The 24,191-nt window shown below is 63.0% G+C and carries 24 protein-coding genes; 14 read left to right on the forward strand and 10 right to left on the reverse strand.

Annotated elements, in window-relative coordinates; translation table 11 throughout:
* Positions 1-238 precede the first annotated feature (238 nt).
* Positions 239-1,702, forward strand: coding sequence for a methyl-accepting chemotaxis protein (locus tag QTL56_RS00920; RefSeq protein WP_370660317.1), 1,464 nt, complete (start codon positions 239-241; stop codon positions 1,700-1,702).
* Positions 1,703-1,823: 121 nt separating this feature from the next.
* Positions 1,824-2,171 (forward strand): DUF1491 family protein, encoded by a 348-nt coding sequence (locus QTL56_RS00925; protein WP_245137664.1) that lies wholly within the window; start codon positions 1,824-1,826, stop codon positions 2,169-2,171.
* A 108-nt stretch (positions 2,172-2,279) separates the two neighbouring features.
* Here QTL56_RS00925 and QTL56_RS00930 read toward each other — a convergent pair whose 3' ends face one another.
* The gene (locus QTL56_RS00930; RefSeq protein WP_245137663.1) at positions 2,280-3,461 is read right to left on the reverse strand and encodes a DUF2336 domain-containing protein; all 1,182 of its coding nucleotides are present in this window, start codon (positions 3,459-3,461) and stop codon (positions 2,280-2,282) included.
* Positions 3,462-3,783: 322 nt separating this feature from the next.
* On the opposite strand from QTL56_RS00930, the gene QTL56_RS00935 reads away from it, so the two are divergent.
* Together QTL56_RS00935 and QTL56_RS00940 are read left to right on the forward strand one after the other, a co-directional pair.
* On the forward strand, positions 3,784-3,996 hold the full coding sequence (locus QTL56_RS00935) for a hypothetical protein (protein WP_245137662.1): 213 nt from the start codon (positions 3,784-3,786) through the stop codon (positions 3,994-3,996).
* 283 nt (positions 3,997-4,279) lie between these two features.
* Positions 4,280-5,209 (forward strand): HD-GYP domain-containing protein, encoded by a 930-nt coding sequence (locus QTL56_RS00940; protein ID WP_245137660.1) that lies wholly within the window; start codon positions 4,280-4,282, stop codon positions 5,207-5,209.
* A gap of 12 nt (positions 5,210-5,221) precedes the next feature.
* On the opposite strand, the gene QTL56_RS00945 is transcribed toward QTL56_RS00940, so the two are convergent.
* The 4 genes from QTL56_RS00945 to QTL56_RS00960 all read right to left on the reverse strand — a co-directional run bounded on the left by QTL56_RS00945 (position 5,222) and on the right by QTL56_RS00960 (position 7,631).
* On the reverse strand, positions 5,222-5,773 hold the full coding sequence (locus tag QTL56_RS00945) for a DUF1254 domain-containing protein (protein WP_229576614.1): 552 nt from the start codon (positions 5,771-5,773) through the stop codon (positions 5,222-5,224).
* Complete coding sequence (locus QTL56_RS00950; protein ID WP_229576613.1) at positions 5,770-6,354, reverse strand: DUF1214 domain-containing protein; 585 nt, start codon at positions 6,352-6,354, stop codon at positions 5,770-5,772. The genes QTL56_RS00945 and QTL56_RS00950 overlap by 4 nt, the downstream gene beginning before the upstream one ends.
* Positions 6,355-6,638: 284 nt before the next feature.
* Entirely contained in the window at positions 6,639-7,016 is a 378-nt protein-coding gene (locus QTL56_RS00955; RefSeq protein WP_245137659.1) for a PH domain-containing protein, read from the reverse strand.
* A gap of 78 nt (positions 7,017-7,094) precedes the next feature.
* Positions 7,095-7,631 (reverse strand): glyoxalase superfamily protein, encoded by a 537-nt coding sequence (locus tag QTL56_RS00960; RefSeq protein ID WP_245137786.1) that lies wholly within the window; start codon positions 7,629-7,631, stop codon positions 7,095-7,097.
* Between the two features lie 278 nt (positions 7,632-7,909).
* Between QTL56_RS00960 and QTL56_RS00965 the strand changes: the two genes are divergently transcribed.
* Positions 7,910-8,803 (forward strand): NAD-dependent epimerase/dehydratase family protein, encoded by an 894-nt coding sequence (locus tag QTL56_RS00965; RefSeq protein WP_229576610.1) that lies wholly within the window; start codon positions 7,910-7,912, stop codon positions 8,801-8,803.
* Positions 8,804-8,985: 182 nt separating this feature from the next.
* On the forward strand, positions 8,986-9,252 hold the full coding sequence (locus tag QTL56_RS00970; RefSeq protein WP_245137658.1) for a hypothetical protein: 267 nt from the start codon (positions 8,986-8,988) through the stop codon (positions 9,250-9,252).
* 86 nt (positions 9,253-9,338) lie between these two features.
* Here the strand turns inward: QTL56_RS00970 and QTL56_RS00975 are convergent, their stop codons facing one another.
* Both QTL56_RS00975 and QTL56_RS00980 read right to left on the reverse strand, forming a co-directional pair.
* The gene (locus QTL56_RS00975; protein WP_229576607.1) at positions 9,339-9,626 is read right to left on the reverse strand and encodes a YciI family protein; all 288 of its coding nucleotides are present in this window, start codon (positions 9,624-9,626) and stop codon (positions 9,339-9,341) included.
* A gap of 24 nt (positions 9,627-9,650) precedes the next feature.
* Positions 9,651-10,244, reverse strand: a complete 594-nt coding sequence (locus QTL56_RS00980) for a TetR/AcrR family transcriptional regulator (protein ID WP_245137656.1) — start codon at positions 10,242-10,244, stop codon at positions 9,651-9,653.
* 138 nt (positions 10,245-10,382) lie between these two features.
* Between QTL56_RS00980 and QTL56_RS00985 the strand changes: the two genes are divergently transcribed.
* On the forward strand, positions 10,383-11,168 hold the full coding sequence (locus QTL56_RS00985) for a class I SAM-dependent methyltransferase (RefSeq protein WP_245137654.1): 786 nt from the start codon (positions 10,383-10,385) through the stop codon (positions 11,166-11,168).
* Positions 11,169-11,229: 61 nt separating this feature from the next.
* Here the strand turns inward: QTL56_RS00985 and QTL56_RS00990 are convergent, their stop codons facing one another.
* The gene (locus tag QTL56_RS00990; protein ID WP_229576601.1) at positions 11,230-12,384 is read right to left on the reverse strand and encodes a GGDEF domain-containing protein; all 1,155 of its coding nucleotides are present in this window, start codon (positions 12,382-12,384) and stop codon (positions 11,230-11,232) included.
* A gap of 336 nt (positions 12,385-12,720) precedes the next feature.
* Positions 12,721-14,940: a transglycosylase domain-containing protein gene (locus tag QTL56_RS00995; protein ID WP_245137785.1), complete on the reverse strand. Its 2,220-nt coding sequence runs from the start codon at positions 14,938-14,940 to the stop codon at positions 12,721-12,723.
* 327 nt (positions 14,941-15,267) lie between these two features.
* Between QTL56_RS00995 and QTL56_RS01000 the strand changes: the two genes are divergently transcribed.
* Together QTL56_RS01000 and QTL56_RS01005 are read left to right on the forward strand one after the other, a co-directional pair.
* A complete protein-coding gene (locus QTL56_RS01000; RefSeq protein ID WP_229576592.1) occupies positions 15,268-15,732 on the forward strand; it encodes a YcgN family cysteine cluster protein in 465 nt (154 codons plus the stop codon).
* Positions 15,733-16,015: 283 nt separating this feature from the next.
* Positions 16,016-17,806 (forward strand): methyl-accepting chemotaxis protein, encoded by a 1,791-nt coding sequence (locus tag QTL56_RS01005; protein WP_245137650.1) that lies wholly within the window; start codon positions 16,016-16,018, stop codon positions 17,804-17,806.
* 71 nt (positions 17,807-17,877) lie between these two features.
* Here the strand turns inward: QTL56_RS01005 and QTL56_RS01010 are convergent, their stop codons facing one another.
* Complete coding sequence (locus QTL56_RS01010; RefSeq protein ID WP_245137646.1) at positions 17,878-18,399, reverse strand: GNAT family N-acetyltransferase; 522 nt, start codon at positions 18,397-18,399, stop codon at positions 17,878-17,880.
* A gap of 428 nt (positions 18,400-18,827) precedes the next feature.
* On the opposite strand from QTL56_RS01010, the gene QTL56_RS01015 reads away from it, so the two are divergent.
* From QTL56_RS01015 to QTL56_RS01035, 5 genes are all read left to right on the forward strand, one after another.
* Entirely contained in the window at positions 18,828-21,425 is a 2,598-nt protein-coding gene (locus QTL56_RS01015) for a heavy metal translocating P-type ATPase (RefSeq protein WP_245137645.1), read from the forward strand.
* Positions 21,426-21,518: 93 nt separating this feature from the next.
* Positions 21,519-21,962 carry a Cu(I)-responsive transcriptional regulator gene (gene cueR, locus QTL56_RS01020; protein ID WP_245137784.1) on the forward strand — a complete coding sequence of 148 codons (444 nt, stop codon included), beginning with the start codon at positions 21,519-21,521 and terminating at the stop codon, positions 21,960-21,962.
* A gap of 72 nt (positions 21,963-22,034) precedes the next feature.
* Positions 22,035-22,238: a heavy-metal-associated domain-containing protein gene (locus QTL56_RS01025; protein ID WP_245137643.1), complete on the forward strand. Its 204-nt coding sequence runs from the start codon at positions 22,035-22,037 to the stop codon at positions 22,236-22,238.
* A gap of 209 nt (positions 22,239-22,447) precedes the next feature.
* Entirely contained in the window at positions 22,448-22,798 is a 351-nt protein-coding gene (locus QTL56_RS01030; protein ID WP_245137641.1) for a carboxymuconolactone decarboxylase family protein, read from the forward strand.
* Between the two features lie 161 nt (positions 22,799-22,959).
* Positions 22,960-24,168, forward strand: coding sequence for a GGDEF domain-containing protein (locus QTL56_RS01035; RefSeq protein WP_245137639.1), 1,209 nt, complete (start codon positions 22,960-22,962; stop codon positions 24,166-24,168).
* The last annotated feature ends 23 nt before the right edge of the window (positions 24,169-24,191 follow it).

The following is a 24,191-nucleotide window of genomic DNA, read 5'->3' on the forward strand; positions in this document are numbered from 1 at the left end:
CGCCATAACGACGCGCCGGGATGTGATTATGCGTAGCAAGGACAATATGCATGGAAGCCTGCGGTGTAAGCACCAAGGTCTACCATGCTGATCGCCCTGTCCGCAATCACCGCAAGGCGCCCGCCCGCGGGCCAAGGGCCCTATGAGCCTTTCGTCTAGGCGAATTTTCATAAGCCCTAAAGTAATCCAACATTAATCATACCAGCGCTATTCTTCTCCGATTGGAGGAGGAAGATCCATGACCGCTGCGATGTCCGCGCATCTTGACGACGACCCGTATTCGGCAGGGGCGGCGCCTGCACCGCGACCGGAGGCCGACGCCGCGCTTCTGCGCGGCATTGTCCAGCGCCTGGCCGAAGAGGCCTCCACGCTGGGTGTCGACCTTGTCGATATCGCTGGCGCCATCCAGGATGTGGCCGGCATTTCCAAACGCCATGCCGTCACCTTCGACGGCATCACCCGCACGGCGCTGTCGATCGCCGAAACCAACCGGGACGTCGCCGTCACCCTGCGCGAGACCGACCAGACGGCCGGGGAGGCGCGTCGCATGCTGACCGACAGCGCCACGCGGCTGACCGGTGCCGTGGACAAGATCGATCACATGGTGTCGACGTCAGAGGAGATCGGCACCGAGATCGGCAGCTTTTCGCAGTCGCTGGCCGAGGTCGACAAGGTGGCCGAGGAGATCGGCACGATCGCCCGCCAGACCAACCTTCTTGCGCTGAACGCTGCCATCGAGGCCGCCCGCGCAGGCGAGGCCGGCAAGGGCTTCGCCGTGGTCGCGGCAGAAGTCCGTGCTCTGGCGCTGCAGACCTCGCAGGCAACGGGCGCCATCCAGGAAACATTGAACCAGATCCGCGTGAAGATCGTCCGCCTCACCGAAGCCGGGCGTGGTGCAACCGCCAGCGCCCGCGACGTGCGCGAGACTTCCCAGGCGATGAACGCGTCCTTTACCTCCATGGAACAGGTCATCACCCGCATCCTTGACGGCTCCTCCGCCATGGCCCAGACGACCGATCAGGTCGACCGCCAGTGCTCGGAATTCGTCGCCACCTTGAGCGACATGTCGGCCGAAGTCCGCCAGTCCGACCATCACCTCCAGCAGACCGCCGGCCGCGTCGACAAGGTCGTGGCGCTCTCGGAAACACTGATCCAGCTGACGGCGAGCGCCGGCATCCGCACGGCAGACAGCGAGTGGATCGACACTGCAGTTGATGTCGCCGCCCGCATCTCGCAGGCGTTCCAGCAGTCCGTGGACAGCGGCCGCATCCGCCAGTCCGACCTCTTCGACCGCAACTACCGCCCGATCCCGGGCACCGATCCCGTGCAGATGATGACCGCGTTCACCGAATTCACCGATCAGGTCCTGCCGGCCATTCTGGAGCCGATCGCCGGGTCTTCGGAGCGTATCGGTTTTTGTGCGCCAGTGGATGAAAACGGCTACCTGCCGACCCACAACAAGAAGTTTTCCGCCCCGCAGCGTCCGGGCGACACGGTGTGGAACACGGCCAATTGCCGCAACCGCCGCATCTTCAACGACCGCGTCGGCCTCGCCGCCGGCCGCTCCACGGCGCCCTTCCTCGTCCAGACCTACCGACGCGACATGGGCGGCGGCAATTTCGTCCTGATGAAGGACATTTCCGCCCCGATATTCGTCGCAGGGCGCCATTGGGGTGGCCTGAGACTGGCTGTGAAGGTTTAAAGCCTCCGCCAAGTCCAGGGGACGACGCGGCACGCGCCCTGAAGCGCTCCGGCAATGCCGGGGCGTCGACGGATCGAAACGAGCCCTCGACGCTGTCCACCCAATCGCCTAAACCGCTGCCATGCGTATCCGCTCCGACATCTTCGTCTCCGCACTCACGCGCCGCGTCTTCTCCGACGGCGGTTATGCCGCTGTCATGCGCAAGGGTTCGGAGGCCTCAGGCGCCATCTTCGTTCGCCAGCGGTTCCGGGATGGACTGGAGACGCTCTATGGCCCCGCACCCCAGGCCATGATCGATGACGAGACACGCGACGACCGCATCTTCGAGCCGCGTCTCCTGCGTGCCGAACCCGAGGCGATCGAGGCCGTGATTGCCCGCGAGCAGAAATTCGACAGTGATTTGTGGCTGGTCGAAATCGAGGTCGAGGATCTCGGAACCTATCTGACACTTGCAGATCCGGCACGTTGAGCGATCCTGCCGGTCGTTCAGGGGCAAGGTAGGTACAAGGCCGGCTGAGGCGCCGACCCGGCACAGAAGCGGCCGTACGACCGTCTTCTGCTGTCGACTGTCCGATTCCTAGGCCTTGCGCACCCTCGGCATCTGGCGCCCGTAGTCGTCAACCACAGGCTGATGCTTGGCCGAGGCCTGGTTTGCGGCCGTAAGGCCCATTGCCGGCTGAGCTGCCGGCTGGCCCGGTGCTTCCGGGCTGAGGTCCTCGCCGGCAAACGTATAGCGATCGGCGCGGATCCAGCTGTCGATCCGGGCTTCCGCCTGATCGGGGTCGATACTGAAGAGCAGGTGTTCCGCGCGGCTTTCGCCATTTTCCCGGCGGGCGAGATGCGGATAGATATGTTCGAGGACAAAGATCGCTTCCCGATCATCCATCGCCACGCCCGAAAGTGTCGTCGCGAGCTGTCGGCCGGAAATGTCGAGCAGGATGCGCTCGGCCAGCCAGCGGCTGGAGGAAAGCAGATCGGCAAGCGTGGTGGCGAAGAAACCGCCGTCATGCGACCGCGCGAAGCGCACGAGAAGCGCCGTCTGCAGCGGTGTCGCCTGGCGCCGGCCCAGCCGGTCGCTGGCGGCCGGACGCTGCTGATAGGCCATGCGCTTGATCGTCTGGCGCAGTGCCTCTTCACGGCTGTGATCGCCGGGCGTGGCCGCCTCGGGCATGGCTGGCTCGACCTTGGCGACAATCGTCTCGCTCAAAGCTGCCGTGCCGGCTTTGGCGCCCGGCAGATCGGCCATGGTGAGATCCGTCATCACCCTGTCGAAGCTCGACGGCTTGGCCGGTTCTTGCGGTGTAGCCTTCGTCTCGTCGGTCCGGGCTTTCTCCGGGCGCGGCGGCAGCGCGTGGCGCAAGGATACGAGCGCGTCGATCACGGTCGGCGACAGCCGCTCGCGCTTGACGATGGCGCGCGCATGGTCGGCGCCTTGCGTGCGGGCGATCATGATCAGCATGTCGTCGGACAGCGCAGGGGAGGCGGCGAGGAAGGGAGCGGCGATCGCGATCGGTTGGCTGGCGATGAAAGCGGCGATCGAGAGCGGCAGGCTCGGGCTCTGCGAGAGCGCAGCGACCGCTTCGCGGCGAGCCTCCACCGACGAGCCGGCAAAGAGCGGCTGGAACAGTTCGGCAAATTGTCGGAGTTCGGACCTGCCGGGGAAGGAGAGCGCCTGGAAACTCGTGACCGTGGCCATCAGAACGACATCCTTGTTCCGCGCGCCGGCCGGCTTCTCAAGCTCCCTGAACTGTTCGCTCACCACAAACCCACTCCAACGCAATACAGATGTGTGTGAGAATAGAACGAATTTGTTAGCAAGCTGTTAACTAACCTATGGCTTCTTGTGAGCAGGCGGATGGTCGAGGTTGATGATTCGCCGCATGTTTCCGATATTAGGCATATGCGTACCCCGGCCGTGGGGTGAACCGCGACAGGGGCACGCGTCTGAGAAAGGCGCAGATGATCCCGGTGCGTGTGAGACTTTCCGCTGCATGAACCGGATGTGCCGGCCCTCTTGAACAGAGGGCAGGGCGAGATGACGTCTCGACCCTCTCGATCTTTCTTCTCGAAAGGAGACGAGCATGGCGGATATCATCAGGATTTCGGATCGGCTGAACGACTCGCGCCGGCCGACCCGTTCGGGCGATCAGAAGGCCGAGATCCTCTTCTTCACTGGCATCCGCTACGAGCGGCTGGACCAAAACTCCATATGGCCGCGGGTGGAACTGCCAACCTTGCCCGTATTGCCCGCGCCGCAGGGACCCGTCTTCGGCCCCGGCCGTCGCCCCGGCTGACGGGGGGCTTGCCGCCGCGTCTGAATGCGGCCGCACGGCTGCCGATTTCGGCCGCGACCAGGCATGGGGTGCGCCGCCAATTGCTGCGCTGTTTCCCCCAGACGATGCTGCGCTGGCTTGGCCGCACGGCTTGTGTGCAATCTGCCGACATCGGAGCCGGCGTTCATAAAGTCTAAATTACCAATATTTTATAGAATAAATTGCGGAGCCGCATCAGGTCCGCGGGCGATGCCTCCAGGCCTTGTCTCGAAGCATCTCTGATGTGGAGCCGCGTTGAAGTGCCATGCTGGTAAAAGTTGCCAAGGACCGAATCCGCAAAGGCATGTTCGTGGAAAGCGTTGCCTGTCCCAGCCTCGAATTTGCGCGCCGCCGGTTCCTCGTCAAGACCGACGCCGAACTTGCCGCCATCCGCGCAACCTCCGCACTTGATGTGTCGATCAATGTGCAGCTCGGCCTCGATCCGGACGGGCGCAGGCCAAAGACCGGCAAATCGACGCCGCCGGCGGATATGGTGCGGATCGAGGCGGTCCGCAGCGAAACCTCCCAATCGGCGATGGCCTTGCGGGCGAGTCTCGGCAGTCTCGCGGTCGGCGGCTCGCTGGACATGGCGGACCTCTCGCAGGCGGCGGAGATCAATGCCGGCATCTGGTCCGACAACACGGTCATCGCGCTGGAAGTCACCCGATTGAAGAGCAAGGACGAGACGACCTATGTCCATTCGCTTGCGGTGAGTGGCTTGATGACGCTTCTCGCCCGATCGCTCGGGATGGACGAGGAAACGACCGGCATCCTGGGCGTCGCCGGCATGCTGCACGACATCGGCAAGCTGCTCATTCCAAACGAGATCCTGACCAAGCCCGGCAAGCTCACGGATCAGGAACGCCGCCTCATCCGCAATCATCCCGAAGCCGGTTATCACCTGCTCAGGTCCCATCCGGACCTGCCTCCCGTCGTGCTCGACATATGCCGCCTGCACCACGAGGCGCTGGATGGCTCCGGCTATCCGCTGGGCCTGAAGAAGGAGGATCTGAGCCTGCCCGTGCGTTTGAGCACGGTCTGCGATGTCTTCGAGGCGCTCACGGCGGTCCGGCCCTACAAGCGCCCCTGGACGTCCACGGAAGCGCTGGACTGGATGTTCGAAAGGCCCCAGATATTCGATCGCAAGCTGGTCATACGGCTTGGCAGCGTGCTCACCGATGCGCCACTCCAGTGAGCCGGCATGCCCTCAGCGGCCCGTGAAGGGGAGGCATTCCGCTTCGGCGAGAAAGGCCTCGGCTTCCGGCTCGTAGCTTGCCTGCGGGGCAAGCACCCGCAGCACAACATAACCCTCCGTGCCCGGATGTTCGACGAGGATCGTCTCGGCCAGTGCGGCAATCGGTGTTTTCCTGAGCTGCGCGACCTGGACCGGCGTGGCCACCAGAACGTCGAGATCGCCCGCCACCGAGGTGCGGTCATTCATCGAAAAGACCTCGTTGGCATCCCGGTCGTAGATCGCGACCGACCAGAAATCGACGTCGCCACCCAGCGCCACCAGCGAGAGCGGCTGGCGCTCGATGTCGAAATGGCAGACGGCGACGCGCAGATAGGGATCGATGCTCGAGAGCCCGACGCTGTCTGGGCTCGCCGAAAGTGCATGGAAGACGAAGGGCACGCCCTCCGAGGTCACCCGCGTATAGGCGTCGCGACCGGTGAAATGCGGCACGCCGAGAATGATGATGATGTGCAGCAGGATAGCGCCGAACAGGCCCGTCACGGCAGCATAGAGAAGCTTGTTCATTGGCCGCACCCGATCTGCTCGATCACCGGCATGGACAGCCCGGAAAGCCCCGTGGAGGCGGCAGCCGGGGTGTCGAGCAGCGTCAGCACGAGCTGGAAGGCACCCGTATCGGGAATGGCGAGCCAGTTGCCGGCCTTCGCCGTGCGCGAGATCACGATGTCGAACGAGCCGTCGCGGCGTCTCAGAACCGTCTGCGAATTCTTCGCCGTCGGAAGCTCGGGCCCGGCATTCAGCGGATTGCCCTCGGCATCCGCCGCATAGAGCGTCCAGAGCCTGGTTGTCGGCGTACGCCCGCTCATCCGGTAGGAACAGGTGCCCGTCAGCGTCAGGCCCTCGGCATCGCGCAAGGCCGTGAATTGCAGCCCCTCCGCCGACCCGTAGAGCAATCGTCCGCCCTTGGCCCGATGCGCCTTGGCATAAGGATCCGCCGATGCCATCTGCGCCGCCGGAAAAGCCCGCCAGCCGGCCACCTCGATCGCTCCGAAACCAACAGAGGCATTCAGCATCGAAAGCGCCGAAAGCACCCCGCCCGCAAAGGCGATGATGAGGGCGATGGCGATGATGAGCGGAGCACGAAACACGGGCGGGACGAAACCTCGGGAAGCGGGCGCCAGGCGCCATGCGATGGAGCCCGAGGCGTATCACTGATTCGGGGGTGAGGGAAGTTTGGGGGCGTGGAGTGAATGGAAAGCAAAGGTAGGGCAATAGCCCCTCATCCGCCTGCCGGCACCTTCTCCCCGCGAGCGGGGAGAAGGCCGAGACCGAGACCGCTTGCTCCATCCTCTCCCCGCCTGCGGGGAGAGGGCAGGGTGAGGGGCTTTTACCCCACTGAGTGCGGCCTGACGGAACCTTCGCTCCGAATGTCCTAACGCAAAACCCCCGCCGCCAGCGCCCGCTGGATCCCGCGCACATCCGTGCCCTTCTTCAGCGTCTTGGTCACCGGCGCCTCTGCGCCCGAAACCCAGATCTTCAACTCGCTGTCGAGATCGAACGTACCGGCGGTCTCGACGGAAAAACGGGTGATCGCCCGGTAGGGCACCGACATATAGTCCACTTTCGAGCCGGTGATGCCCTGCACGTCGATCAGGATCAGTCGCTTGTCGGTGAAGACGAAGACATCGCGGATAACACGGAAGGCGAGCCCGACCTGCTCGCCATCGATCAGGACGCCGTCGAGGCGTTGAGCGAGATCGGTCGGATCGACGCTCGATTCATGGCCAAGCAATCCGTCGAACAGTCCCATCATCATCCTCCACTTGTGTCGGAGCGGAAATGGGGAGGCGCGACGGAGCCGTCAAGTTCGATGCCGCCGCGCTTTCGCCTACACCTTCTCGCAGAAGGCGATTCGGTTGCTGAACGGATCGGTGACCGTCATCTGCAATCCCCAGGGCGCCTCTTCCAACCCCGGTTTCAGATAGCGATAGTCCTTGGCCGTAAGTTCCGCATGAAAGACCTTCACACCGCGCATCCAGGTGAAGGCCTTGGCGCCGGGCGATGCGTCTCCCGCATGTTCCGACAGATGTAGGATGCAATCGCCCCGCGAAACCTGGCAATACAGCGGAAAGTTCTCGCCGAAGCGGTGCTCGAAATCGACGGAAAAACCGAGATAGTCCCTGTAGAATTCCATCGCCTTGTCGACGTCGAAAATGCGGAAGATCGGGATCGGCGGCTGGAAGGCCGCTTCCGTGTCTTGTTGCTCGTCCGCCTCGATCCGCGCGGCGAGAATGTTCCATTGGTCGACACCCAACTGCTTTGCAACAAGTTCCAGAGCGAGGGAGTAACTGACGTCGAGCTTGGATTTCGCCAGTTCAGCCTTGAGCGTTCTGGCCATCAGTTTTGCGTCACGAAAGTCGCGCATGGTCTTTCCGTCCTCGGTGGCAACAGTCAAACCAGTGTCCGCGTCTGCTGATCCGTCGCCAGTTTCCGGAGAGGGAAAGGATGAGAATGCCGTCTGGTGATGCGTTCACCATAGCGTTCGCAAGGGAACGCCGCGGAGCGGCAGGCTGCATCGGCCTTTCGCACAAGCTAGGCCGCATCTGGCCCGGACGCAAGATGCAAAATCGGATAGCCGGCCTTCACCCGCCCGCCGCCATGCGCTATCTGGTCATCCGACAACCAATCTTGAGGAGGATCATCATGGGCAAGCGGATCGTATTCACCGGCGGCAGTGGCAAGGCAGGGCGCCATGTCGTGCCCTATCTCCTGGACAAGGGCCACAAGGTGCTCAACGTCGACCGCGCCGTGCTCGACGTGGCAGGCGTACATACGCTTCTGACCGACGTGACGGATGCCGGCCAGGTCTACAACGCGCTGTCCTGCCATTTCGGCTATGACGGCTATGAAGAGGCCGGCGGGCCGAAGCCGGTCGATGCCGTCGTGCATTTCGCCGCCGTCCCCCGCATCCTCATGCATCCCGACAACACGACTTTCGCCGACAACACGGTCTCGACCTATAATGTCATCGAGGCCGCTGCCAAGCTCGGCATCCGGAAGGTCATCATCGCCTCGTCGGAAACCACCTATGGCGTCTGCTTTGCCGAAGGCGACAAGGACTACCACGAGTTTCCGCTCACCGAGGACTACGACACCGACCCGATGGACAGCTACGGTCTCTCCAAGGTGGTCAACGAAAAGACCGCCCGCGCCTTTGCCATGCGCTATGGCATCGACGTCTATGCGCTCCGCATCGGCAATGTCATCGCCCCCGAGGAATATTCGGCATTTCCGGGCTATCTCGCCGACCCGCCGTGCCGCAAGCGCAATGCCTGGTCCTATATCGACGCCCGCGATCTCGGCCAGATTGTCGATCTCTGCGTGAAGAAGGATGGCCTGGGCTTCCAGGTTTTCAACGCGGTCAACGACACGATCACCGCGACGATCCCCACCCGGGAATTTCTCGCCAAATATGCGCCGAACACGCCGATCACGGGCGATCTCGACGGCTTTGCGGCGCCGCTTTCCAACGCCAAGATCCGCGAAGTGCTGGGCTTCAGGGAAGAGCACGACTGGCGCAAATACGTCAACGTCTGACGGCTGGAACCCGTTGCGGCCGGTCGGCCCTCCGATGCGGAGGGCCCGGCCGATGACGGCGGAGTTGGCGGGGGCGCAGCCTAAAAAAAGTCCCCCCGAATCGGGAGGTCTTTTGTATATGAGGAATATAGAAAACCCCTCGATCCATGGGGGGTGCAGCCGCGGCGCCAGAAGGTGACGTCTTGCCCGAGAAACGCATGGAAATCGCCAACATCGCGCAGACGGAGATCTGCGGGCGAAACTACGTTTCCTTCGATGTCGCGATGAACGGCCATGTCATCTCGACGGTCGATGCGCCGCTGCTGTCGGGGCGCATTCTCTGGTCCCATGCCGCCATTCACGGTTTCGGTGATTTCGATCGCTGCGAAAGGACGATGCTGGAGGCCGAGATCGACCGGGCGCTCGGCGACGAGGCCCCGCGCGCCGAGGACCACCTCTTGAAGCACTGATCCGTTACGGCCTCAAGCGATCCGGCGGGGTGAAGTCATCAGCGGATTGAGCCAAGGTGGCGGCAACCCGCCGATTGCGGCAGGCATCAGCCCTTCAGAAAGGCCAGTCGCTCATCTGTGCGTCCCGGCTGCACTTCATGGATCTCTGCGTCGACGACAGCTTCCGCGACGAAAGGGTCCTGTTCGACAATAGCCTTGATCTCGGCATGATCGGCGCCATGAGCGAGGATCATGCCTCCCGCCTGAGGTTGCAGGCTGCCGGCCACGAGAAAAAGCCCGCGTTCGAAGCCTTGCTGGAGCCAGGCATTGTGGGCGGCCATGAGTTCGCCGGCCTTCGCCCTGTTCGTGGAAAAGCGCAGGAAAATGATGAACATGCGAACCTCCTGAAAAGTGCCGGGTTATTGCGGCGTTGAATGCGCAGCCTCGGTGGTGGCGACGTCCCGCAGCCAGAATTTCATCGCCGCAACCTCGCGCTCGAGGAAATCCCTATCCTGGAAGGCGTTGTAGAGGGTTGCTGCCCCCTGGCTGCGCGACAGCAATTCCAGCGCCAGTTGATCCGCCTTCTCGACCTGGCCGAGGGCGCTGAACTGAATGGCGAGCCATTCCCGAAACAGGGTAAAAAGCCGGACGGCATCGGGCTGGGCAGGGTGGGCGAGCTTGGCCAGTTCACTGGTAAGCGTCCCGATCGGACAGCCATGCTCGCGGATCTTCTCGCCATTGACCAGCAACAGGTGGATGAAGCTTTCGATACGGCCAGCGGGGTCCGGTGCCTGGCGCTCCCAGCGGGCCGTCATGCCTGCCCTGTCGGCGAGCCGCTTCATGATCACCGCTTCCAGGATGTCGTCCTTGCTTTTGAAATGGTGATAGAAATTGCCGCGGGATATGCCGACCGCTGTCGCGATATCGGCAAAGGATGTGTGATCGAACCCCCGTCGGTAAAACAGGTCGTCGGCCGTGGCCACGATCATCTCGCGTGTCGCTCTTTGTGTCATCGTTTTGCCGATCGTCCCTGATCGCTAGGTCGCTTGTCCTAGTCAGAGAATTAGGACGAATGACCTAATTCGTCAAGTGCCTTGAGAATCACCCCACCCCCTGCCAGTGTCCGTCATTGCCATGCCATGGGAGGCCCGATGCTCGTACTCTTTCGCAAGACGCCGATCCTGGGCGCGCTTCTGGCGCAGGTCGTCGCCCTGCCAATCGTCGCGGCCGCCACGGCGCCGCTCTCCACCATGGTCGAACGTCTGCCATTGATCGGGCTTGCGCTGCTTTTGCAGGGGCTGGTCGCTGCGGGCATCACCCGTGTGCTGGGACTGGCGCGCTGGTGGCTGGTCATCGCCTTTCTTTTTCCGCTCGCCATGGGCACAGCACTTCTCGTCGGCAATCTGCCCGCCTGGCCCTTCGGCCTTGCCTTCCTTCTGCTGGCACTCGTTTTTTCCAACACGACCCGTGGTCGCATACCGCTCTATCTGACCAATACCGAGACGGCCTCCGTCCTCAGGGACGTGATGAAGGATCGCGAGGCGACGCGCATGCTCGACCTTGGTTGTGGCCTCGGCGGCGTCGTGCGCGCGCTGGACGGCGAGGGAAGGACCGCCCGCGGTGTGGAGAATGCGCCGGCCGTCTATCTCACGGCAAGGCTGCTCTCCGCCGTGACCGGTCGGGGTGAGATCCGACGCGGCGACCTCTGGAAGACGGATGTTGCGCAGGAAGACATGGTCTACGCCTTCCTCTCGCCAGCCCCGATGGCCGCCCTCTGGCAGAAGCTCAAGACGGAGATGAAACCCGGCAGCCTCTTCGTCTCCAACAGTTTTCCCGTGCCCGATGTAGAACCGGACGAGATCTGGGAACTGCAGGACGCCCGCAAGACGAAGCTCTTTTTCTATCCGATCTCGGCAGCCGTCACTCCCATGGAGTGATGACGCAAGCGCTGGAGGCGGGCTTGGATTTTGCCTCGATCCAACTGATCCGGTCGCCCTCTCACGCCACCACGCGCTCCGCCTCGTTCTCGAGGCTGACGCGCCAGGCGTTGCGGCCATCGGCCTTGGCGGCGTAGAGCGCGCGGTCGGCGATATCCAGGAGTCGGTCGAAGTCGCCTTCGGCCTCGACTGCGCCACAGGCGGCGCCGACGCTGATCGTCACATGTTTGTTGCGGTCGCCGGTGAAACCATGCGCGATGCCGAGCTGGCGCACCGCACGGCGCAGGCTTTCGGCAAGGGCCGGTGCCATGTCGGCGTCGGCGTCTGCCAGGATGGCCAGGAACTCCTCGCCGCCATGGCGGGCGAGATGGGCCTCGATCGGCAGCGAGCGGCGCATGGCGCGCGCCACGCGCTTCAGGCAGTCGTCGCCGGCCCCATGGCCATAGGCGTCGTTGAAGGCCTTGAAGTGATCGACATCGGCGACAAGCAGCACGACGCGCTGCGCCATCTGCGGGCTCTCGGTCCTCAGCCGCGCCAGTTCCATCTCGGTGCCGCGACGGTTGGCGAGCCGGGTCAGCGGGTCGGTGACGGAGAGCCGCGCAAGGTCCTTGTTCTGCCGCGACAATTCCCGTTTCAGCGCCTCGTTCTCCTGCACCTTCACATGGCTCGTCATCGCCTCCACTTCGAGCTGGTAGGAGGCGAAAAGCGTCATGATCACGGTCGGCATGTAGACGGCCAGATGCTGGATCACGTAAGCCGGCGTCGAGCCCTCCAGGAACCAGATGGCCGAATAGTTGAGGCAGAAGGTAAAGAGGGTGGCGCGCAGCGCGGGACGGAAGGGCGAGGCGGCGGCAATGGTAACCGCCATCTGGAAGCTGGCGGCGGCATAATAATAGGTGAGCACGCCGGGGCTCGAGCTCGAAACCAGGATCACGCACCAGGAGATGTTGGCGAGCAGGGCCACCAGAATGGCAGCGACTTCCTTGCGTTCGATGGGGTGCCGGCCATTGATGTAGAACAGCAGCCCGATCGCGATCGGCAGCATCACGCCGAAGCGCAGTATTGCCGACAGAAGCGTGACATCGCCCAGCAACCAGAGGTCGAACAGGAAGCAGGCGAGATAGAAACCCAGCACGCAGATCACGGCCGCACGCAGCATGCGGCTGCGCACTGGCGCACGATCTTCCAAAAAGGCCAGATATTCGTCCGCCGTCATGCGGGACCTTGCGGAAAGTCCGAGCCATCTCATCATGGATGTCCAATCACCGATTGAAATAAGTCACCTTCGAAAACGCGGTGAAGCTAGCCTCGACCCCCTTAATTTGGGGTGAAGGCAATGTGCCAATACGAGAAATCATCGATGAACAAAGGTGGGATGATGAATCCGCAGTAAACAATCGGCCTTGGTTCCGCCGTGATGCGGCAAAACCTGTTTCAATTCAGGATGGTATCGCAGCTTCGCTCGCGGATCGCCCGGTCAAGGGCCGAATCGGCCGCATGCAGGTGGCGACCGCAGGCCGTGTTCTCGACCGTTCGTTAACTTGCAATTATCTTAACGTGTGGTTGCGCCGGTGCTTTCTGGCTCGGCCACGACCTGTGCCGTGCCGGCGGCGGGAAGGGAGAGCGCATCTGCCGCTTTCAGCCGAAGGGCCAGATCGCGGATGAGACGCGTCGACTGGGCCGAGAGCGAGCGCGGGCGTATCATCGGCGGCAGGGCATCCGGATTGGCGGCATCGGCGACCTGCGGTTGAGCCTGCTTTTCCGGCATGGGCTGGTCGACGCCCGGAATGGCTTTCAGATCGATGCCCTGATGGGCGTAGTCCATCAGCTTCTTGAAGGTCATGGCCGGCAGGGAGCCGCCCGTCATGTTGTTCGTGGAGGTGTAGTCGTCATTGCCGAACCAGACGGCGGCCGTGTAGTTGCCGGTATAGCCGACGAACCAGGCATCGCGATAGGCCTGGGTCGTGCCGGTCTTGCCGCCGGTCAAAACCCCATCGACCGCGGCGCGCCGCGCCGTGCCGATATAGGGGATCTTGGTCATCATCTGGTTCATGTAGGTCGCAGCCTGTTCGCTGAGGATCTGGGCTGCCTCCGGGGTGTCGCGTTCGAATTCGTAGAGCACTTCGCCGGCATAATTGCTGATCTGCGCGATGCCGTGGCGTCGTGAGGCCTTGCCCCCGGCCGGCAACACGGCATAGGCCGTCGCCTGATCCATGACGGTGACTTCCGCCGTGCCGAGCGGGATCGTCACGTCCTTCTTGATCGGCGTTTCGACGCCCAGGGCCTTGGTGGTCTGGATGATCGCGTCGATGCCGAATTTTTCCTTGGCGAGGCGCACGGGGATCGTGTTGATCGATTTCGCCAGTGCCGTTTCCATGGTCACGCGGCCGGCATAGCTGCGGCCGTAATTCTGCGGGCTCCAGTTGCCCCAGGAGATCGGCCCGTCGACGACGATGGTCTGCGGCGTATAGCCATTCTCCATGGCCAGCGCGTAGGTATACATCTTGAAGGAGGAGCCCGGCTGGCGCAGTGCGCGCGTCGCGCGGTTGAACTGGCTTTCGCCATAGTCCCGCCCGCCGACCATGGCGCGCACCGCCCCGCCGTTTTCGATCATCACGACCGCACCCTGGCGCACATTGTAGCTCTCGCCATACTCGCGCAACGACGAGGCGACGGCCTCTTCCGCTGCCTGCTGCAGGCCGAGATCGATCGTGGTGCGCACGACCAGCGTGTGGTCCTTGAAGGTCGCGGCGATGCGCTGCACCTCCTCGAAGGCCCAGTCGAGGAAGAAGTCCGGCGCTTCCTTTTCGTTGCGGTCGATGACACTGGCCGGATTGCGCCGCGCAGCGACCACCTGGCCCTCGGTCATCAGCCCGCTCTGCACCATGTTGCTCAACACGTCGTTGGCGCGTGCACGCGCCGCCGGCAGGTTGACATGCGGCGCATATTTCGCCGGCGCCTTGAACAGGCCGGCAAGCATCGCCGCTTCCGCAAGCGTTACTTCGGTGAGGTTCTTGCCGAAATAGAACTGCGAGGCAGCCGCCGCGCCGAAGGTGCCGCCGCCCATATAGGCGCGGTCGAGATAGAGCGACAGGATCTCCTTCTTGGAGAGGTTCGCTTCGAGCCAGAGCGCGAGATAGGCTTCCTTGATCTTGCGCTCGATGGAGCGCTCATTGGTGAGGAAGAGATTCTTGGCGAGCTGCTGCGTTAGCGTCGAGCCGCCCTGGACCACTTCGCCGGCCTTGGCATTTTCGCTCATGGCGCGGGCAAGCCCGACGAAATCGATCCCGAAATGCTCGAAGAAGCGCCGGTCCTCGGTCGCGAGCACGGCCTTGATCAGATGATCGGGCAGTTCGTCGACCGGTACGGAGTTTTCATGAATGATGCCGCGATGTCCGATCGTATTGCCGTAGCGATCGAGAAAGGTGACGGCGAAATTGTCGTGATTGTGCCAGTCCTGCTTGGTTTCCTCGAAGGCGGGCTGGGCGAGCGCCAGAAGCAGGACCATGCCGGCCGTGCCGAGCGTCATGGCTTCGCCGGCGATTTCGAAGCCGAGTTTCTTCAGGCCCCGCACCCGGAAACGGCGAAAGAAAATCGTGATCTCTTCCCAGGCCTCTGTCAGGTCATAGCCCGCATTCCACAGGGTGGAATCGAGCCAGCTGTCGATCTTGAGGAAGACATGGCGCTTGAGCTTCGGCGCCCGGTCGCGTTTGCCGGCCGTGTCATCACGGTCCGTCCTGGCGTCCTGATCGGCAGCGCCGAGGCGCTCCATGGGCTCCAGATCGTCAGGCTTGTCGCTGTCGGCCACCGTGGCTTTTCCCGAAAACTTGTTGTCCGCTCCTTGACGTGCCCGCCGATAAGGATCAGGACCCATGCGGATTGCGGGCAGGTCGTCTTATCTGAGTGATGGGCGATTTGTCGCGAAAGGACAAGCGGTTTCGCGGGCCATGGTGAACCGGCACCGCCCGGGCCTGAGCTTTTGGCCAGGGACGTTGCAAGCCTGCACCGGCGATAGCAGGCCAGCCGCCTCGACCGCAGAAGACACCGGCGCCGGCCACATGACAGAGCCGCGCGAAACGACAGTCAGTTGAACGAGACGATGACAGAAAAACCCTTCTGGAAGACCAAGACGCTCGCCGAAATGAGCAATGCGGAGTGGGAAAGCCTGTGTGACGGCTGTGGCCTCTGTTGTCTCAACAAGCTGGAGGACTGGGAAACCGGCGAGGTTGTCTTCACCTCGGTTGCCTGCAAGCTGCTCGACGGTGACAGCTGCCGCTGCTCCGACTATGAAAACCGTCAGGCGACCGTGCCGGACTGCATCCAGCTGACGCTGCAGGGCCTGCGCGAAATCCAGTGGCTGCCTCCCACCTGCGGCTACCGCCTGGTTGATGAAGGCCTCGACCTCTACTGGTGGCACCCTCTGGTCTCGGGCGATCCGGAAACCGTGCACCAGGCCGGCATCTCGGCCCGCGGCCGCACGATCTCGGAAGAGGGGCTCGATGTCGAGGATCTCGAGGATTACGTGGTCGATTGGCCCATGCGGGTTGGCGAGGAGCGGCGGTAGGGATCGGTCGCCCAGGCTTCTTGAAGGCTCTTTTCCACCAAACCCGGACGTCGAGGCTTCTCGGATGGTCCTCAGAGTTGCAGTATTCCGGCCTTGTCGCCATGGTTGCTCAACAAGACGAAAGATAAACAAAAAAAATTTGATGTTTTTATATGTTTAGCCGCCGAGCTGCTCTTATTTAGAAAGTGTAAACTGCTTACCGCCAGAATCTACACTGTCAAGATTGGGGGGTAAAAGTGCCTTGCCATGTCTGTGACCTTTATCGCGAGATTTGGAGGGGACAATGTTGGGTTTCGGAACTGGCGCGGATGCGAAGGCCGTACTTGAAGCAATGAGCAAGTCACAGGCGATCATAGAGTTCAAGCTGGACGGCACAATCCTGTCGGCCAATCAGAGCTTTTGCCAGGCGCTTGGCTACCAGCTGTCGGAGATTGTTGGCCAGCATCACCGGTTGTTTGTCGATCCGAAAGAGGTAGCTTCTGCAGAATACCGGGAATTTTGGGCGCGGCTCGGCCGCGGCGAATTCGATCGCCGCCAGTACAAGCGTATCGGCAAGGGCGGCAAAGAAGTCTGGATCGAGGCCTCCTACAATCCGGTGACTCGCGGCGGGAAGCCTTACAAGGTGGTCAAGTTCGCGACCGACATCACCGAGCAGAAGCTGAAGAGCGCCGAGGAAGCCGGCAAGCTGGATGCGATCTCACGCACTCAGGCGGTCATCGAATTCACGCCCACAGGCGAGATCCTGACCGCCAACGAGAATTTCCTATCGACGCTCGGCTACCAGCTTCCAGAGATCCAGGGCAAGCACCATTCCATGTTCTGTGATGAGAGCTACACAAACAGTGACGACTATCGCAAGTTTTGGCCGAAGCTTGCCGCAGGGGAAGCTGTCGCCGACGAGTTCATGCGCATTGGTAAGGGCGGCAAGCGTGTCTTCATCCAGGCCTCCTACAACCCGATCTTCGACATGAACGGTCTTGTCTTCAAGGTGGTCAAGTTCGCCACCGATGTGACCACCCGCGTGCAGAATGTTGATCAACTGGCCGGTGCGCTGAACGCCATGTCGGAAGGCGACATGACACTGACATTAGACAAGCCCTTCCTGCCGACGCTGGAAAAATTGCGCGTCGATTTCAACGGGACCTCATCGAAGCTCCGTAGCACGTTGCAGACGATTTCGCAGAACGCTGGCGCGATTGCCGCCGCCTCACAGGAGATCCAGTCGGCCTCGAATGATCTGTCTAAACGCACGGAACAGCAGGCCGCCTCCGTCGAAGAGACGGCGGCAGCGCTTGAGCAAATCACCACGACAGTATCCGACTCCAGCCATAGGGCGCAGGAAGCCGGCAGTCTGGTCCGCAAGACCAAGATCAATGCCGAGAGTTCTGGTAAAGTCGTCGGCCAGGCTGTCGATGCCATGAGCCGGATCGAGAAGTCGTCGTCGGAAATCTCCAACATCATAGGCGTGATCGACGAGATCGCCTTCCAGACCAATCTTCTGGCGCTCAATGCCGGGGTTGAGGCCGCCCGTGCTGGGGACGCCGGCAAAGGTTTTGCTGTCGTCGCCCAGGAAGTGCGCGAACTCGCACAGCGCTCGGCGAAGGCTGCAAAGGAGATCAAGGAACTTATCAATGCCTCGAACGAGCATGTGGAGAGCGGCGTTTCACTGGTCGGCGACACCGGCAAGGCGCTGCAGGAGATCGTCAGCCAGGTGGTCCAGGTCGATGGCAATGTCGGCGCAATCGTCGAGGCATCAAAGGAACAGGCGACGGGCCTGAAGGAGATTAACACCGCGGTCAACACCATGGACCAGGGAACGCAGCAAAATGCCGCTATGGTCGAGCAGACCACGGCAGCCGCCCACAGTCTGGCGCGCGAGGCCGAACAGCTGTTTCAGCTTCTCAGCCAGTTCAGAATCGGCGCCGGTTCTACTCAGTCCAGAGGCGTACCCGCTGCCGCCAACACCCAGTCGCGCCCGCATCCCGCTCCGGCCCGCCAAATGACTGCCAAGGTCGCCAAGGCATTCAACGGCAACGCCGCATTGAAGGCCGGAGACAGCTGGGAAGAGTTCTGAGCGTTTGCTGTCGCGTGCCAGGTGCACAAGGGTTGGACCTTCGCCCGTCTTGGTCAAGTCGTTGGCGGGTCCTACCCCCACAACTCCGCCCGCATCCACGGTGCCGGTAGCATCAGCCGCCCGGCAAGATCGGCCTCTGACCCGTCCAGCCGCTGCCATTGCCAGGCTTGTCCCCATTCGGCGGGCAGGGGATAGGGCGGGACGACACGGCTTTCCGGCCGGAAGCCGCAGCGGCTGTAATAGGACGGGTCACCGAGCACCAGGACCTGCGCCACGCCCTCGGCCTTGAGGCGCGCGAGACCTTCGGTGATCAGCCCCTGGCCGATCCCCGTTCGCTGGTGCTGCGGATGCACGGCAATCGGCCCGAGAAGGGCGACGTGTTCGGCCGCGCCCTCCAGTCGGCCGCGGGTGAAGAGCGCGTGACCGACGAGTGTCTCCCCGGCAACGGCCGAGAGGGAAAGAACGGCAGGGTCAGCGAGCAGCGCTTCGACAAGGGCTGCGAGATCTTCCTCCGGGAAGGCCGCGGCATAGAGGCCGGGGATCTGCGGTCTATCGGCAGGCTGGGTTTCCTGCAAACGGAGGGTGTCGGTCATGGAATGTCCTCCTGGGAAATGGCGGGTTTACTGCCTAGGCCGGCTTCCGCCGTGTTGCAAGTCGAAGTGGCGAAGCGGCCATCCGGTCAGTCCGGCTGTGCCGAGGCGGACACGGCGTTCAGAATGGCGGCAGATAGAATGGACACCAGCCGGTGAAGCGGCCCTGGTCATCTCCGGCTCTTGTTGATCGCATGGCGATATCCGACGTCCAGACAGGAGATCAGTAGCCGGGATCCGGGACCTTGTGCTCTCGGGCGCGCCTTGCATCGCCGCCTTCTGATCGCCCGGAGACCGGATTTGCGCCTGCGCCGCGGCGCCCGGGGGTTGGCCGGAGCCGCCCTTGAGGCGGCATGTCCGAAAATCTTCAGCCCTACCCCTTGACCCTCCCATGATGGGAAGGTCCATGTATGGTGGCAGGGGTGACCATCATGAACATGCAATCCAGGCCGGATACGGCCAAGACGACAGTCGAAACGATCCTTGTGCCCGTCGAGGGCATGACCTGCGCATCCTGTGTGCGACGGGTGGAAAAGGCCGTGGCGTCAGTACCCGGCGTCGAAGAGAGCGCTGTGAATTTCGCCAGCGAAACCCTCTCCGTCACGCCGGGTGCCGGCTTTTCCGCCGGAGCGCTCATCGCGGCGATCGAAAAGGCGGGCTATGAAGCCAAGACCGAGACACTGGTGCTCGAGGTCGAGGACATGACCTGCGCCTCGTGTGTCTCGCGGGTCGAGAAGGCGTTGAAGTCCGTGCCGTCAGTCGAGACGGCGAGTGTCAACCTGGCCACGGGTGAGGCCGTGGTCACGGTGCTGGGCGGGATCTCGGCGATGCCGGCTCTCGCCGCTGCCGTCACGAAGGTGGGATATGTCGTGCGGCTGTCGGGTGGCGCGGAAACCGCGTCTTCCAGGAGCGATGCCGCTACGGACGATCCGCGCCATCCGGCTGGCTCCGCCAGTGCAGCCGGCGATGGCCGCGAGGCGCGGCGCGAGAGGGAAGTATCAGGGCTGAAACGCGATTTCCTTATTGCGCTTGTGCTGACCCTGCCGCTTTTCGTCATGGAAATGGGGGCACATCTCTATCCGCCACTGCATCACGTGCTGATGGGCCTTTTTCCCGGCAACACGCTGTATTTACTGCAATTTGCCTTGGCCACCGCAGTGCTCGCCGGCCCCGGCCGGCGCTTCTATGTGAAGGGCATTCCGGCACTCCTGAGGTTGGCGCCCGACATGAATGCCCTGGTCGCGATGGGAACGGGGGCCGCCTATCTCTATTCGCTGGTGACGACCTTCGCGCCGGGCCTGCTGCCATCAGATGCGCGGCATGTCTATTACGAGGCGGCGACCGTCATCGTCACGCTGATCCTGCTGGGTCGGCTGCTGGAGGCCCGTGCCAAGGGTCGAACGGGCGCCGCGATCCGCAAGCTGGCCGGATTGCAGGCGAAGTCGGCGCGCGTGGAGCGGGACGGTGAGACACGCGACATTGCGCTGTCCGAGGTGGCGCTCGGCGATGTCGTCGTGGTGCGGCCGGGCGAGCGCATTCCGGTCGACGGGCGTGTGATCGACGGGGCAAGCTCGGTCGACGAGGCAATGATATCGGGGGAACCCATACCGGTCGAAAAGGGCCCCGACGCCACCGTCATTGGCGGCACGGTCAATGGCTCCGGCTCCTTCCGCTTCGAGGCGACGGGCGTCGGCGCCGACATGATGCTCTCGCGCATCATCCGCATGGTGCAGGAGGCGCAAGGGGCAAAATTGCCGATCCAGAAGCTGGTCGACGAGGTCACGGCCTGGTTCGTGCCTGCCGTCATCGGCATTGCCATCGTGACCTTCCTCATCTGGCTGATCCTCGGACCGGAGCCTGCCTATACCCATGGGCTCGTTGCGGCCGTGGCCGTGCTGATCATTGCCTGCCCTTGCGCCATGGGGCTCGCCACGCCGACATCGATCATGGTCGGGACGGGCAGGGCGGCCGAACTCGGCGTACTCTTCCGCAAGGGGGAGGCGCTGCAGAGCCTTGCGCAGGTCGACTGGGTCGTGATGGACAAGACGGGCACGATCACCGCTGGAAAGCCTGAGGTGAGCGAGATTGTCACGGCGGAAGGCTTCGGCGAAACCGAGGTGCTGAGACTCACGGCAAGTCTCGAAGCGCGGTCCGAACACCCGCTGGCCGATGCCATCGTGCGCGCGGCCGAGGCGCGCGGAATTGTCCTGTCTGCCGTGGAGAGCGTCGAGGCTGTGGCGGGCTTCGGGGTCACGGGGATCGTGGAGGGGCGGCGAATTGCAGCCGGCGCCGACCGGTTCATGGTGAAGCTGGGCGTGATGCAGGAAGCCGGCCCCAATTCCTCCCCACAAGGGGGAGGTGCGATCACGGCCGACCTCACGGCCGCCGTGAGCCGCTTGGCCGATGAAGGCGCAAGCCCGCTCTATGTCGCTGTCGATGGCAAGCTGGCGGCGGCAATTGCGGTCGCCGATCCGATCAAGGAAACCAGTGCACGGGCGATCGCGGCGCTGAAAGCCCGTGGCCTGAAGCTGATGATGGTGACCGGCGACAACAGGCGCACGGCTGAGGCGGTGGCAAAAAGGGCCGGCATCGATGCTATCGTGGCGGAAGTGCTGCCGGCGGGAAAGGTGAGTGCGATCAGGGACCTGCAGGCAAAGGGTGGCAAGGTCGCCTTTGTCGGCGACGGCATCAACGATGCCCCGGCGCTGGCGACGGCCGACACCGGCATCGCCATCGGCACGGGCACGGATGTGGCGATCGAAAGCGCCGATGTGGTGCTGGTCAATGGCGATCTGATGGGCGCGCTGCATGCCATCGAACTTTCAGACCGGGTCATGGGCAATATCCGCCAGAATCTGTTCTGGGCCTTCGGCTACAATGTCGCGCTGATCCCGGTTGCCGCGGGCCTGCTCTATCCGCTGTTCGGCGTGACCTTTTCGCCTGTTCTCGGGGCGGCGGCCATGGGGCTGTCGAGCGTGTTCGTGCTGACGAATGCCCTGCGGCTGAGGACGGCGAAGGTGACGGGGTGAGAAGGCCCACTCGCCTCCACAAGGGGGAGAGTGGTCTCGGGAGCGTTTGTGCCGTCTCGGGGAGGGCCGCGATATGGAGACAGGACCATGACGATGAACATCGGTGAAGCCTCCGCAGCGTCAGGCGTTTCGGCCAAGATGATCCGCTATTACGAGGAAATCGGGCTGATCGCGCCAGCCGGGCGGACGGCCTCCAACTACCGGATCTACGACGCCGACAGCGTCAACCGGCTGCGCTTCGTGCGCCGGTCGCGCAGCCTCGGCTTCTCGCTGGAGGAGACGGAGCGGCTGTTGAAGCTCTGGGACGACAAGGCGCGGGCGAGCGCTGAGGTGAAGGCCCTGGCGCTGAGCCATGTCGAGGAGCTGGAGGCGAAGATCGCCGAGATGCAGGCCATGCGGGACACGCTCGCCCATCTGGCCGAGCGCTGCCAGGGCAATGAGCGGCCGAGCTGCCCCATTCTTGCCGATCTCGAAGGGCGGCCGCTGCGGCAAAGCACCGCCGCAAACACGGCGGACAAGGACTGCTGCGGGGATTGACCTTGCCCCTGTGGGAAGGCTGACAATCAACAGCACACGAGATGCGCGACGCGCGGAAAGGAAAAGACCGTCATGATTGGACAAACCATCTTCAAGATCGAGGACATGACCTGCGGCCATTGCGAAAAGACCGTGGTGAAGGCACTGGCGGAAGTCCTGCCGGGCAAGGCGGTGAGCATCGATCTCGCCGCCCGCAAGGCCTTTGTCGAGGGCGATGCCTTGCTCGCCGAACAGGCGATCCGCGAGGCGGGCTATACGCCGGTGCGGGAGGTGTGACGCGGGAGGTCGTGGGATCTAGGCCGTGCAATTGGGCCGTCGCCAGGAGCTGCTAGCCCGTCGGAAACAGGGAAGACTGCCGGCAGCCCCATGTTGCAACGGCCGCAACGGCCGATATTGCGCCGATCCTCTGTCGCCTTCTGCCCAGCTTGCGTTGCTGCTGAATCTCAATATATATGTATAGACGTATATATTTCAGGGGAGCTGTCATGAGCAAGGACTACGTCGCCATCACGAAACAAATCTCGAATGGGATCAGGACCTTGCGCAAGGATATCCCCGAGGTGATGCAGGGCTTCTCGGCCATGGCAGGGGCGGCGACCAAGGATGGGGCACTCTCGAAGAAGGTGAAGGAACTGGTCGCGCTCGGCATTGCGATCTCGACCCGCTGCGACGGTTGCATCGGCTTCCACACGGAAGCGCTGATCAAGCTCGGCTGCACCAAGGCCGAATTCGAGGAGACGCTGGGTCTGGCAGTCTATATGGGCGGCGGGCCTTCGCTGATGTATGCGAGCGATGCGATGACGGCCTGGGAGCAGTTCGGCGGGCCGGAAGACTGAGAGAAGGACGGGTGGCGGCCAGGGTGACCGCGGCAGACCTCGGCGGAATTCTGGCCGGTCGCGTCATTTTTACATGCTAAATTAGGGAAATTTTCGCACGCCTCGCGGATGAGTGTTCCCGGCGCCGATGTGGGGTCGGCACCGGACCGGGAATGACATGCGTGAGTGAAGCAGAGACGACAGCCGACCAGACGAGCGCGAGCGCCAAGCGCGCCGGGCAGGGCGGCTCCAAGGGGCGGCTGGACTGGCTGTTGCGCATGCCATCCGAGGTGGAACGCGCCCATGAACGGGACTTCGGCGCCGGGCGGGTGAAGCACTTGCGTCACGCCATCATCGTCGGCCTGATCGTCTACAATATCTTCAACCTGACCAGTCTTCATCTGATGGCGGATATCCATCCGTTCACCGTAATGATGCGCCTTTTCGTGCTCATGCCGGGATCGCTGGTCATCTTTGTGCTGGTGCCGCGCGTGCCGCCGGCCTTGCGCGAATTGCTGCTCCTGGGCGGCATGTTCGTCGCGAGCCTTCTGCCGCTTTACCTGTTCTACATCTCGCAATCCGACCATGCGAGCTACACGCTCGGCGAATTGCCGCTCGTCCTGCTCTTCGGCAACATGCTGCTGGTGCTCCGGTATCGCTGGGCGCTGCTCTTCACCACCGTCACCTGCCTGACGGCGCTCTGGGTCCTACACGCCAAGCCGGGTCTCGATCAGAATCTCGTCTTTCCGCTGACCGTTCAGGTGGTGACCGGGCTCTTCTTCACGCTCTATGGCAACTGGCTTTTCGAGAGGCAGCGATGTCTCGGCTATCTCGCACAATATGACGCGCGGAACCGGGCCGACAGGGCCGAGCGCCGCGGCGACGCATTGCGCGACCTGACCCTGACCGACATGCTGACCGGTATCGCCAATCGCCGGCACCTGGACGAGACGCTCGACGTCTGGCTCACCGACCGGCGCGACGTCTTGCTGATGATGGTCGATGTCGACCACTTCAAAGCCTTCAACGACCGCTTTGGCCATGTCGCGGGCGACGACTGCCTGCGCCGCATAGCCTCGGCCATGCAGGCCTTTGCCGCCCGGCACGACGGATTTGCCGCGCGCTATGGCGGCGAGGAATTCACCCTGCTCTTTGTCGTGGATACGCAGACCGACGGCGCCATCCTTGCCGATCGGCTGGTGCGCCTGGTGCGCGACCTCTCCATCCCGCATCCGGCCCGCCCCGACGGGATTGTGCACATCACCGTCTCGGTCGGCTATGCCGATACGAGGGAGGGCGGTGTGCGCGATCCGCGCGATCTGGTGACCCGGGCGGATCTGGCGCTGTATGAGGCGAAGCGTGCGGGGCGCAACAGGTCGAAGGCGCGGTGAGGGGGGTGTTGTTCAGCAAACGG

It is taken from the genome of Peteryoungia algae, assembly GCF_030369675.1.
Taxonomy (GTDB): Bacteria; Pseudomonadota; Alphaproteobacteria; order Rhizobiales; family Rhizobiaceae; genus Allorhizobium; species Allorhizobium algae.